This window comes from Clostridium sp. Marseille-P299 (genome assembly GCF_900078195.1).
In the GTDB taxonomy this organism is placed as follows: Bacteria; Bacillota; Clostridia; order Lachnospirales; family Lachnospiraceae; genus Lachnoclostridium.
Genome location: NZ_FJVE01000005.1, coordinates 502057 through 514299, shown reverse-complemented (window position 1 = coordinate 514299; position 12243 = coordinate 502057). Strand labels below are relative to the sequence as shown.

Here is a 12243-nt window from a genome sequence, read left to right as displayed (position 1 = left end):
CTTAAGTGCTTCGTTCGACTTGCATGTGTTAAGCACGCCGCCAGCGTTCATCCTGAGCCAGGATCAAACTCTCAAAAAAAGTTTAATCTTTAATTCAGAACAAGGCTGACTTTTTTACTAAAAAGTTTAGCTTATCTTGTTTCCGTTACTGATTTTAGGGTTGTGTCAGATCTTACGATCTTTCACAGTTCTATACCAAACATTTCTGTCTGGATTTTTATTCTCAACGAATTTCAAGGTTGTTTCACTGTTCAGTTATCAATGTTCTTACATTACTAAAGCGCTTTATTTTAAACACTTTAGAACTCTTTGCTGTTGGGCTGTTTGTTTCAGTGCCGCATCAGCAAAATTGATTATAGCACTACTCAAAGAGTATGTCAACACTTTTTTTAAACTTTTTTATCATTTTTTTTAAATTCCATGCATATACGCTTAAATACTGCTTTTATAACACCCTGACAAGGCTAATTTTTTATAGTATTTGATAAAAAGATAAAATTATTTATGAACTGATTAATTTATCTTTTTTTACTCTAAAGATATAAATTATCTTCTGAGTAAAAAAAGGATAGAAACTATTTTAAAATAAAAAAGTGTAGGATGAAAATATCTTTGGAAATACCATTTCCAAGGATATTTTTATCCATACACCTTTTCATTATAACTCTACTACTCTATATAATTAAAATTCTTATTTCTGAACTAAATGTACAGCAAAACCGCCAATTTCACCTTTTAGGTAAATTGCAACCATCTTGCCATTCTTATATTTTGCAGTTTCTTTATCAAATTCAAAACCTTGAAGTTCCATATGGTAAACTGCTCTTTCAATATAGTTTGTTTGAATAGCAATATGACCATTAGCTCCAAGATATGGTTGTTTCATTACTTCAACTGCACTACCAGCAAAGATAGAGCTGTTTCCTACGTTTTTAGCAAAACCAAATAATTTTTCGAAAGATGTAGCTACACTATCTGCTTCATCTTCGCTCTTAGCATTGATTCCAACGTGTTTTAATTCGAATCCAAGCATTGTGTTAACTGCTTCTCTAGTTAATCTCTTAATTTCATCAAATTCACCAGCATTGATTAGGGCATCGCTTACCATCCAGCTACCACCACAAGCTAAAATTTTAGGGAAATCAAGGTAGGAAATTAAATTCTTTTGATTGATTCCACCTGTTGGCATAAACATCATGTTTACATATGGAGCTGCCATAGCTTTAATCTTAGCAAGACCACCAGATGCTTCTGCTGGGAAGAATTTTACTGCTTCTAATCCTAATTCGATTGCTTGTTCGATATCTGTTGGGCTAGATGTACCAGGTGTAATAGGAACCCCTTTTTCTACACAGTATTTAACAATTTTAGGATTTAAACCAGGACTAACGATGAATTTTGCTCCTGCTGCAACTGCTCTATCAACCTGCTCAGTTGTTAATACAGTACCTGCACCAACAAACATATCTGGGCATGCTTCTACCATTAAACGGATTGCTTCTTCTGCTGCTTCTGTACGGAATGTTACTTCAGCTACTGGAAGACCACCTTCGCATAATGCTTTTGCTAAAGGTGCTGCATCTTTTGCATTATCAATTTTTACTACTGGGATAATTCCTAATTTCTGAAAACGCTCTAAAACTTCGTTCATATCTATTACTCCTTTACGTTATGTTTATTCATGACAACAATCTTTATTGGATTGTTGCAGCAACCAGACCTCTCTACTTGCTTATTACATTCCTACTTTAAGGTTAATAAGAATGTAAGTGCTTACACGGCCAGTATACTCCAATCTTAAAAGAATTTCAAGTTTTAGTTAAATGCTTTTTTGTTAATCTTAGTAAAAGAATAAGATGTCCCAAATTAGCTTATATATAATATGGATTTTATGTTTCTTTGCAAATATTTGCAATAAAACAACTAAAATCACAAATTAAAAACACTCTCTTGAGACATCTTTAAAATTTTATATTCCTATTATTTATTAAAATAATACCTTAGATATATTGGTAATGAAGTTTAATATTATATTATTATTGTAAATATAAGACAAAAATGCACTTTCATTTATCATTGCAAAGGCTTTTTGACCAATCTCCGTACTTGTAAGTGCAGTTAATAATACAAACAGGATCCAAACAAGGATCATTCCATGTATAATTCCCACAAAAAGTCCTGATAATTTATTGATTTGATGCAATATTGGCAGCTTACTAATAATATCCAATACCATACAAATTACACGTAAAAGTATAGATATGATAAGATACGTAACTACAAAGGTAATTGCATTTATTATAATAGCTGCTATTGAATGACTAATATAAGATGAAAAATTATCTACTGCTAATGCAACATAAGTATCCGTATTATTATTTTCAATAATCGTTGTCTTTAATGATGCTGGTAAAGGTAAGTTATCAATAAAATTCATCTGATCACTAATTTTTGTACCTATTTCCTCAGTAGGAATTGCCTTTTCAACCTTTTGAGTAAAATAGTCAAATATTGCATCGTTGGATTGTACCATTTTACTTATCATTGGGCTTAGCCATAAAGTTAAAACCAATGCAATAATCATTGAAAAAATTGAGAAAACAGTCTTTATAAGTCCAGTCTTCATCCCTCTATAAGCACTAATAACCAGAATAATTAATACGATAGCCACTAATAAATTCATCTTACTCCTCCTTCGTCCCGTTTAATTTTATTCGCTCCATTGCTGTATCACTAACATACAGTAAATAGTTTGACTTATCCGTTGGAAAGATATAGTTTACATTTTTAGAAAATGTACTAGAAAACAAATGCTTTCCTTTTAAGTTATAAAGATCACTTGTTAATGGGCTATAAAATACGATTAAATCTTCCGTCATTGTAACTTTATCATAAGAGACTTGAATTTCTTGTTCTAACTGCTTTTTCCCTGAATAATCATATAGAACCAATTTTTTGCTATTATCAGACTCTGTTCCACGCACTACAAATCCTATAAAACTGCTATTTGTAAATGTACTCTCAATTTCCCCATTTATATCCTGAATATCAACTACTTCGGGTAATTCCTTCATTGAGTATAAAATAAAGCCATTATCCTTATAAATACAAATTAGATCATTTGTAAGGAATTTTATTTCCGGAATAATATTCTCAAATGAAACTGAACCAGCGGTATTATCCGATAAGTTTTCTCCATAATCTGTAAAGCTATAAAAAGTCACCCAATTTTTAATAGCATCTCCATCTGTAGCAATATAGGAGGTTATGAGTTTTGTACCATCCATAGATAATGCTATATCTACAGGAAATCCGTGTTTATTTGTATTCGTATTCATATTTACTAAACTACTTTGGCTATCAAAGCTATAAAGATCGATATAATTTTCCTGTGAGTCGCTCGTTAACACCGCTGTTACTCCTTGTAAAGCAACCTCAACTTGTTCTATGGAATACAATGTTGTAATTGTATTGGCTTCTCCATGCCCATTAATAATTATTAGGGTTGTCCCTCCACGGTCTGCAACTGCTACATAGTTTCCACATACGGCAGCAATAGGATCTTTCATATTGTAGCTAACATTCCATAATGCTTTACCTTCTGAATTCATTGCTTCTATGCCATCTCTTGATATTTTTACTACGCCCGTTTTATAGGATAAATAAGAGCTTCCTGTAGTATTACTAAGTTCTGTTGTACCTGCTACCTCATATCCACTATAGGATTTAAACTTGCTATTATAAACAACTATGCCCATTATTAAAACACATACAGCGATCAGAGCTATTACAACTGTAAGGCTAATTTTTTTTCTTTTTTGCTTCTTTTGCTTATTCAGCTCATCTGCTCTTAAATTTCCCCTCTTGATTTTTTCCATTGTAACCTCTCAATTTTGTTCTTTATGTTTATTTTCGATTATACTCTATTTTTCCAAAATAATCACTATTCTTTTTCTTAATTTACGTAATACTTAAGCTTTATAGAACAAATTGAATTTTTACTAAGGTATAAGTAATACTTGTCCCTCAAATATTTTATTCTCATCAACAAGCTGGTTTAACTCTTTAATTGTTTTCATATTTCCATAATCACCATAGAGTTTCATACAAATACCAGCAATTGTATCGCCTGATTTTACTGTATATTTTCTTAATTTAGATGGGTCCATTGCACTTGTTTCTGTGGATTCTTTCGAAGTTTCTGTAGATTCTTTGGCAGTTTCTGAATCTATAACTTCATCTGCTTTCTTATTTGGATCAGCAACCTCTTTATTATCATTTGAATCTACTTCTTCCTTGTTCGGTGCTTGTGTCACTTGTGTATTTGAACTAATATCCGATGGCGTTGGACTTATTTGTTGATTTTCATTATTGGTTGATGTGCCATTATCTGCATTACCATCTGGTTGATTATTTTCATCATTATCATTATTAGACTCCGTATCATCTAACGCTTTGGTTACTTTTGCTTGTGTATTATTATCATCTTGATTATTAGATGGGTTGTCCTCTTTATTCCCATTTGTATTAGACGCTGGGAGAGTCTCTTCTTCATCTATGTCAAATATATTTCCTACATCTTCATTGTTGTTGCTATTCTTATCATTATCTTGAGCTGTCAGCCGATTGCTTATTGTATCCAAGGCCTGTTCAAGGGTTTTCATTTTCTCGCTATTATTCATAATTGTAACTATCACAACAACTGCAACTACCATGATTAAAGTACCTGCAGCATAAGTAAGTCTTAGAACAGCTTTTTGATCTTTCTCATTCATAGGTAGTGGCTGCTTCTCTTGAATTTTTGTCCGAATTTCTTTTATTGCCCGATCCTCCACAAGCAATTCTTCTTGTTTTACCTTCTTATGATCCACCATATAGTTTTGCATTTCTTCATTTCTTTCGTAATATATGTAATAACCCGGTTGCAAAACCATGCTGCCATTCTCATATAAATAAAAATTATCTTCTCTCTCTAAAATATCATAAGTAAGTAGTACTTTATCTCCTCCGCCAAAGTTATCAATATGGACTTGTTGTAATCGCTTGGTTTCTTCTAGCCCAAAACTTGTCCCTCCAAAGTACCATCCTACAATTTCACCATCTGGAAAGTATTGTTTAATCACCTCATATATATTGGTCCAGACCCCTTCACTAAACTCAATTTTTTCATCTTTATAGGCATTGCTCGTCCCTATTGCGCCATAAATAAAGACATCCTTTATACCATCCATTACTCGATATTCCCCAATTAAAATTGCAATACACCTCTCAGAATAGTCACCTTCTGCAAGCTGCCTTGTATATGTTTTTACATAATCTTCAACATAAATTTGAAAGGAATCTCCGATTTTTCCAATTTGTCTAACATTCTTTGGTGTTTTAATTTTTGTGTTTGATTTTCCAGTATGCGAATTTTTTGTTGTATCGCCACTATATATATTTTCTATCATAGTAACACCATCCTCCTAGTTTGAGCTTTTATTCTATATTTAAATGCATCCTAACATAACAAATGTGCTGTTTTTGTCAAAATTAACTACCTATTTTGTAACAACTCTTCGTTTTGTTTCTATAGATTTCACCATACCTAAAAATTATTCTTACTATTTCTCTCTTTTTTTTATCGATTTACACTCTAATTTGTCAAAAATACGAATATTTCATCTTACTGTTTTATGTCTATTATCTCCATGGTTGGAAATACTTTGTAAAAGATATGAAATTTCTGACTGAAAATATTAAGAGTGTATAACTTTTTTTACTTACGCTTATATAAAAACCTAGGAAAGGTGGATTTAATTTGAAACAATATCTTGAAAAAGACAGAAAAATTTTTTATTTTAATTCCAAAGAACATCATTCTATATTTGAATTTAGTAGCACTTTACTTAATTTGTTAGAAAATAATTCTTACACAACTAAGACCCTTATTTTTTTATGTATCGGCTCTGACAGGGCAACTGGTGATTGTCTTGGCCCATTACTTGGTTACAAACTATCCGTTTTAAATTCAAAAAATTATATTGTTTATGGAACTTTAGAAAACCCAGTTCATGCAAAAAATTTAAAAGAAACCGTTGATAAAATAAACAAAGAACATAAAAATCCATTAATTATTGCCATTGATGCATCCCTTGGAAGAGCTTCTCATGTTGGTTATTTTACTTTGGGTGAAGGTCCTTTAAAACCTGGTGCAGGCGTGGATAAGGATCTTCCTTACGTGGGTGATTTATTTGTAACCGGAATTGTTAATTTATCTGGTTTATTTGATCAAATGCTCTTACAGACTACTAGATTAGGAATTGTTATGTCGTTAGTGGATAATATTTATCATGGCATTCGTCATTGCATGCGCCAACTTGAATTTTAATTAACTGTGTCCTTTCGCAGACACTTTTTGCTTTACCTACAACGGATTTCATAAATTTATTTACTCACATAAATAGAAAAAAGCTTCAATAAATGCATATGCATAATTTCTTACGCATACCAAATATTGAAGCTTTTTTATGATAATAATTTTTTATTTTTTCTTACATGCTTAAGGGACGTAGTAATAATATTGACTCTGTATTGTAATTATAATTCCAATCCGAAACAATCGATTCCTACATCGCTATGATAAATAGACTTTACTGATTTTCTGTTATATTATTTTCATTTTTGTTGACAGCTATTGCATCAGAAACCTTTGACACTTCTCCTGACTCAATTAATGCTATTAAACGCTCAATTTTTACAATAGACATATTTTCTTTTCCAACGAATGATTCATATTTTCTTGAAATGTCCAAAGAATACTTTGTCACTTTCTCTTCCGCATTACGTTGTTCTTCATATACCCTATCATAATTTCTTTTTAACTCTTCTAATTCAGCTTTTTGACGATTCTTAATTTCCTCTGCAATAATTAATTTTGTGTTCGTTTCAAAATTTACTAACGCAGCTTTTTTCTCTTCTGTGATACTAACTACCTCAGACTCTAATTGTTCGATCTCATTATTGTACTTGTCAAGTCCATACGCACTTTCGTCTTTGTCCTTACGTATAGCCTTCTCAACAGCCTTTATTCTTCGAGCATTTTCTACTAACTTTCTTCTACTACTTCGTAATTGTCTTGCTCCCTCTTGATGCTTTTCCTTTGTTACATGATTTATTCTAAAATATAACGCACCAAATACAATTACCGTTACAAAATACGTAATGACGATCCATAAAAAGCTTTGTGGTAAAAAGAAATGATAAATTCCAACTGGTATTAGTAAAAAGCAAACTAGAATTGTGATTAGTATTATGAATAAATCTTTTATTCCTTGTGGCATAAAAAGGGCATAAAAAAGGCGATTATTATACGCTCTGGAGATGTGATTTAATCGAAATATAGATTTTACCTCTTCGTTTAATTGCCTTCTTTCTTCTACTAAATCAGAAGTTTCAATTTTGATACGTTCCGAAATCTTAGAGTCTTTCAGCTTGTCCTTTTTAGATTTTACTTTCTTAAGTCGTGCCCTTGTCTTACTTATCTGTTCTTCAAAGGACTCTTCAATTTCATCTTTTCTTTTTTTAGTAACTTCCGCGATTTCTTCTGAAATTGCCTTTTCCTTTGCTAAGATGGCCTTCTCTAGTCGTTCTTCTTCTTTTGCTAATTCTAAACTTTTCTCTTTATAACCCTCAAGCTCAAGTAAATTTTCCTTCATAGTATAAAGAGTATCAATTCCACCGGCTAAAACATTTTCGTCTGCCATATTTGCCTCCTCTAAACCTATAGCTCCACTCTTCCATCTAGTGCTCTTAGTAAGGTCACTTCATCAATATACTCAAGGTCTCCGCCCACTGGTACTCCGCTTGCAATTCTACTTACCTTTATTCCTGCAGGTTTAACTAGTTTACTAATATACATTGCTGTTGCTTCTCCTTCTAAACTAGAATTCGTAGCAATAATAACTTCATCTACATCTCCTTGAAGTCTTAACATTAATTCCTTAAGCTTAATATCGGCTGGCCCAACTCCTAGCATTGGTGATATTGCCCCATGTAAAACATGATATACACCATCATATTTTCCTGTTTTTTCATAGGCCGCTAAGTCTCTTGTATTTTCTACAACCATAATTGTTTTATGGTTGCGCTTTTCACTGGCACATATTGGGCAAAGTTCTTTATCGGTTAGCGTTTGACATTCCTTGCAATAACGTACATTCATTTTTGCATCTACAATTGTCTGGGATAATCGTTTCACTTGATCCTCTGGCATATTAATTATGTGAAATGCCAATCGCTGTGCGGATTTTGATCCTATGCCTGGAAGCCGCCCTAATTCTTCTATTAGTTTACTGATTTGACTACTATAATAATTCACGCGATTACCTCTAATAATTTATTTCAACCTAATTCTCTTTCTTAATGATACTTTAAATACCTATAATTTTCAAGTGATACTTAGGTTCTGACTTTTGCTCTATTCAAAATATATAAACTAGATTAAAATGTATCTTACAATTCCACATAGTATTAAAACTAACAAGTGATGGAATAAAAATACTTTGATTATTCTCACCCTATTGTACCTAAAATATCAATTAAAAAAGAGCTATTGTAGTACATATCTACAACAGCCCAAAACGAACGAATATTTTTCTATTAGAATAAGCCTCCAAGGCCTCCGAAGTTTCCAAGACCTCCAGCTATACTATTCATTGCTTGAGATGATTCTTCATCCATCTTTCTTAATGCTTCATTTGTTGCCGCAACGATTAAATCTTCTAACATTTCAACATCATCTGGGTCAACTACTTCTTTTGAAAGTTTTACGGAAACAACTTCTTTTTTACCAGATACTTTAACAGTAACGGCACCACCACCAGCACTTGCTTCCCATTCTTTTTCTTCCATCTCTTTTGTCTTTTCTTCCATCTGTTTCTGCATCTTTTGCGCTTGCTTCATCAGATTATTCATGTTTCCAGGCATTCCTCCTGGAAATCCTCCTCTTTTTGCCATAAAAAAGCTCCTTCCTATCTCCAATTAATCCACATATTCAATTGGGATATTCTTTATTATTTTTGTTAGATCCGGAAAATCATCCATGGATTCTCCTTCACTTACTAGCTTCGTTTGTATTTCAACTTCTTTTCCAGTTACCTCAGCAATTGCCTTTTGTATATCTTTGATATGCTCATCTGCATCAATAATATCCTTATCTATTTCATTGTTAAATAGTAACATAAGTCTATTATCCTCAAGAGGTGTTGGCTTTGCACTAACTAATACTACCCTGACTAATGGGGGCATTTTCATTAAAATAGATTTCCATTCTTTCGCAATTGCCTTCAAATCTTCAGTTAATGCTTTTTGCAATACCACTGGTTTCTCTTCTGTTTTTACCTCTTCTGTTACAACTTTTGGAGGTCCAGTATAAACACCTTGCTCTAATTGTTCCTCAATCTTTTTTAAACGATTCACTATGGAGTCGTAATTTGTCTCCATTGCAGGCTTACATAACTTAATTAATGCAACTTCAATTAAAACTCTTTTTTGCGTCGCATATTTTATTTGATTTGATAATTCAGAAAAAATCCTGATAAACCTGATTAAGGTTTCTGCATCAACGCTATCCGCTTCTTGCTTTAAAAGCATCAGTTGGTCCGTTGATACTTCTAATATATCCTCCAAATCATCGGAAGTTTTAGCAAGTAATAAATTTCTTAAGTACCATGTAAAATCAACGGTAAACTGTGTTAACTCTCGCCCAGTAACTATTAATTCCTCTAACATAGCAATACAATCTGCTACTGAGCCCTTTCGTATATAACGAAGTAATGTTGCAAATACCTCAACGTCTACCGTTCCAAGTACTTCTAACACATTATCATATGTTAGGGTCTTACCTAAGTAAAAAGCGATACATTGATCTAATAAACTAAGTGCATCACGTAAAGAGCCGTCTGCTGCTCTTGCAACATATCGAATTGCTTTCTCTTCAGTTTTAACACCTTCTTTTTGGGTAAGCTCATTTAGACGTAAACTAATTTCATCTACCGATATTCTCTTAAAATCGTATCTTTGACAACGGGATAAGATTGTAATCGGTATTTTATGAACCTCCGTTGTTGCTAATATAAAGATAACATACGCAGGCGGCTCTTCTAACGTCTTAAGTAATGCATTAAATGCACCTGCAGAAAGCATATGAACCTCATCAATAATGTATACCTTAAATCTACCTTCCGTTGGGGAATATCTAACTTCCTCTACAATTTCTCTAATGTTATCAACACCATTATTGGAAGCAGCATCGATTTCTATTACATTCATTGATGTTTGCGATTTTATTGCTTTACACATAGCACATTCATTGCATGGATTACCATCTACTGGATGCTCACAATTTACTGCTTTTGCAAGTATTTTTGCAATCGTCGTTTTACCAGTACCTCTCGTACCGCAAAATAAGTACGCGTGCCCGATGCGATCGGCCTTTATTTGATTTTTCAATGTTGTTACTATATGATCCTGTCCCTTAACATCATTAAAATCATCAGGACGAAACTTTCTATAAAGTGCTGTGTATGACATAAGTTACACCATACCTTTCTTGGTGTTTATTACTTTAGAGAGCTTATATTATAGCATGTCATATGCTTTAAAAGCAACTAACAATACTTGTTGGTCTTTTAAGTATCCCTATTATCTTTATTCAAATACCTTTTGAAAATGATGATAATCTTTTGAGTTTTCCCATTCTCCACCCCAAGTAAATCCTCGTCTTGTAAATGCTTTATAACAAACATCATCTTTTTGTATATAATAAGGATTCTCTTGTGTACGATCTGCGTACTCTTCACTGCTTTCAGGGGAAATAACTTCCTTACCATCAATGGTACGAACATGTGGATTATATTTTGGATTTATATCAATTGCTAATCCATATGCATGCTTAGATAAAGTTGATGTTCCTTCAACAACACGATAATTAAAAGAAGACGTATTATTTGCTTCCATACTTAAATTATCATCTGCATCGTATTCGTCAACAAGGACCATCTGCTCAATTGGATATCCCTCATCAAATAATTCTTTAAATATTGCAACAATATCTTTCGCTATTAATTTATTAACAACCATTTCTCCAATGTAAATTTCACCATCAAAGCCAAAATGTAATACACGAACATACTGTAAATTATCAATTCCAATCGTGCATGCTTCGCTATAAGATTTATTTTCCATTCTTAAATAGGTTTCAGGTGAAATATCCTCATAATAAAAGCATGCGGCTAATGTAGCTGCATTTACGGAATTAAATTTCACTTTTGAAGCAGCTGGCATTGCCATTACAGAATCCACAATGGTTTGAAGTACTTTCTCATCTTTAGAAGGTTTTCTAATACTTCCAACACTATCTAAAAATACTTGTATTAAATCCTCAGCCTCACTAGTACTCTCGCTTGCAGTCTCAAGGTTCTGGGCTTCAACATCCCCATCATCTGTTTCCTCACTAAGAGACTCCTCATCCTTTTGTGAATATAAAATACTTAAGTCTTGTTTTTGTTCTTCTATTGCTTTTTCATCAATAGGAACTGAAGTTACATCTGGATCAATTGTCTTAACTACAAAATTCGATGCTGTATTCTCACCAGAATCGCTTGATTCCTTCCTACAGGCACCTAAAGTGAACATAAATAGCATCCCCAATACTATTAACTCACCTTGAAAAAATAAAGTTTTCTTCATGTAAAATTCCTTTCCCTTACAAAACAATAAACTGCTACATTTCCCCGATAATATAGCTTATCAGAAGTGATTTTTACTTCTGATAAAAGGTGCGCTTTTTGCACCGTCAATCTGATTATAGGAACATCTTTTGGTTCCTATAATATAGCTTATCAGAAGTTGCTTTTTAACTTCTGATAAAAGGTGCGCCCTTTGCACCGTCAATCTGATTATAGGAACATCTTTTGGTTCCTACCACATTAATCTTCCTCGATTACATGTATCTCTAAATAGTCGAATTCAATTGTATCAATAAAATTATCCCTTGTAAATCTTGTCTTATCATGTCTTTTAAAATCTGCTATTGTTGCATCCAACCATATCGGCTTTGAAAGATCAAACGTATAACAAATTTCGTCGATTGCAGCAAAAACTTTCTGCGTTCTTGTCATATCTTCTTTATCATTACAAACAACCATATCCCGTAGCATACGATTATCCTTAAAAATCTTAGCCCAAAGTCGAAACATTTTT

The 12243-nt window shown here is 32.7% G+C and carries 11 protein-coding genes and 1 rRNA gene; 1 reads left to right on the top strand and 11 read right to left on the bottom strand.

The genetic code is table 11. The features are described from left to right. The 5 genes from BN4220_RS04105 to BN4220_RS04085 form a co-directional block, all read right to left on the bottom strand. Nucleotides 1-79 (bottom strand): 16S ribosomal RNA (locus tag BN4220_RS04105); the annotation flags it as partial. A 612-nt stretch (nucleotides 80-691) separates the two neighbouring features. Further along, complete coding sequence (locus BN4220_RS04100) at nucleotides 692-1651, bottom strand: bifunctional 4-hydroxy-2-oxoglutarate aldolase/2-dehydro-3-deoxy-phosphogluconate aldolase (protein ID WP_066713975.1); 960 nt, start codon at nucleotides 1649-1651, stop codon at nucleotides 692-694. 336 nt (nucleotides 1652-1987) lie between these two features. Continuing rightward, nucleotides 1988-2683 (bottom strand): CvpA family protein, encoded by a 696-nt coding sequence (locus BN4220_RS04095; protein WP_066713972.1) that lies wholly within the window; start codon nucleotides 2681-2683, stop codon nucleotides 1988-1990. A gap of 1 nt (nucleotide 2684) precedes the next feature. Further along, nucleotides 2685-3878 (bottom strand): DUF5711 family protein, encoded by a 1194-nt coding sequence (locus BN4220_RS04090; RefSeq protein ID WP_066713968.1) that lies wholly within the window; start codon nucleotides 3876-3878, stop codon nucleotides 2685-2687. Nucleotides 3879-4001: 123 nt separating this feature from the next. Next, complete coding sequence (locus BN4220_RS04085) at nucleotides 4002-5450, bottom strand: LysM peptidoglycan-binding domain-containing protein (RefSeq protein WP_066713961.1); 1449 nt, start codon at nucleotides 5448-5450, stop codon at nucleotides 4002-4004. 350 nt (nucleotides 5451-5800) lie between these two features. Between BN4220_RS04085 and yyaC the strand changes: the two genes are divergently transcribed. Next, nucleotides 5801-6370, top strand: coding sequence for a spore protease YyaC (yyaC, locus tag BN4220_RS04080; protein ID WP_066713958.1), 570 nt, complete (start codon nucleotides 5801-5803; stop codon nucleotides 6368-6370). 262 nt (nucleotides 6371-6632) lie between these two features. Here yyaC and BN4220_RS04075 read toward each other — a convergent pair whose 3' ends face one another. The 6 genes from BN4220_RS04075 to BN4220_RS04050 form a co-directional block, all read right to left on the bottom strand. Continuing rightward, complete coding sequence (locus BN4220_RS04075) at nucleotides 6633-7745, bottom strand: hypothetical protein (protein ID WP_066713956.1); 1113 nt, start codon at nucleotides 7743-7745, stop codon at nucleotides 6633-6635. A 17-nt stretch (nucleotides 7746-7762) separates the two neighbouring features. Then, the gene (recR, locus tag BN4220_RS04070; protein WP_066713954.1) at nucleotides 7763-8359 is read right to left on the bottom strand and encodes a recombination mediator RecR; all 597 of its coding nucleotides are present in this window, start codon (nucleotides 8357-8359) and stop codon (nucleotides 7763-7765) included. Nucleotides 8360-8640: 281 nt separating this feature from the next. After that, entirely contained in the window at nucleotides 8641-8997 is a 357-nt protein-coding gene (locus BN4220_RS04065) for a YbaB/EbfC family nucleoid-associated protein (protein WP_066713952.1), read from the bottom strand. A gap of 24 nt (nucleotides 8998-9021) precedes the next feature. Beyond that, nucleotides 9022-10572 carry a DNA polymerase III subunit gamma/tau gene (dnaX, locus tag BN4220_RS04060; protein ID WP_066713949.1) on the bottom strand — a complete coding sequence of 517 codons (1551 nt, stop codon included), beginning with the start codon at nucleotides 10570-10572 and terminating at the stop codon, nucleotides 9022-9024. Nucleotides 10573-10689: 117 nt separating this feature from the next. Further along, on the bottom strand, nucleotides 10690-11730 hold the full coding sequence (locus tag BN4220_RS20410) for a M15 family metallopeptidase (RefSeq protein ID WP_242867733.1): 1041 nt from the start codon (nucleotides 11728-11730) through the stop codon (nucleotides 10690-10692). A gap of 239 nt (nucleotides 11731-11969) precedes the next feature. Next, on the bottom strand, nucleotides 11970-12239 hold the full coding sequence (locus BN4220_RS04050) for a hypothetical protein (protein WP_066713946.1): 270 nt from the start codon (nucleotides 12237-12239) through the stop codon (nucleotides 11970-11972). Nucleotides 12240-12243 lie beyond the last annotated feature (4 nt).

Bases quoted from the DNA above. Each gene is read 5' to 3' on its own strand.
- BN4220_RS04100 (WP_066713975.1), bottom strand. From the start codon at position 1,651: ATGAACGAAGTTTTAGAGCGTTTTCAGAAATTAGGAATTATCCCAGTA.
- BN4220_RS04095 (WP_066713972.1), bottom strand. From the start codon at position 2,683: ATGAATTTATTAGTGGCTATCGTATTAATTATTCTGGTTATTAGTGCT.
- BN4220_RS04090 (WP_066713968.1), bottom strand. From the start codon at position 3,878: ATGGAAAAAATCAAGAGGGGAAATTTAAGAGCAGATGAGCTGAATAAG.
- BN4220_RS04085 (WP_066713961.1), bottom strand. From the start codon at position 5,450: ATGATAGAAAATATATATAGTGGCGATACAACAAAAAATTCGCATACT.
- BN4220_RS04075 (WP_066713956.1), bottom strand. From the start codon at position 7,745: ATGGCAGACGAAAATGTTTTAGCCGGTGGAATTGATACTCTTTATACT.
- BN4220_RS04065 (WP_066713952.1), bottom strand. From the start codon at position 8,997: ATGGCAAAAAGAGGAGGATTTCCAGGAGGAATGCCTGGAAACATGAAT.
- dnaX (WP_066713949.1), bottom strand. From the start codon at position 10,572: ATGTCATACACAGCACTTTATAGAAAGTTTCGTCCTGATGATTTTAAT.
- BN4220_RS20410 (WP_242867733.1), bottom strand. From the start codon at position 11,730: ATGAAGAAAACTTTATTTTTTCAAGGTGAGTTAATAGTATTGGGGATG.
- BN4220_RS04050 (WP_066713946.1), bottom strand. From the start codon at position 12,239: ATGTTTCGACTTTGGGCTAAGATTTTTAAGGATAATCGTATGCTACGG.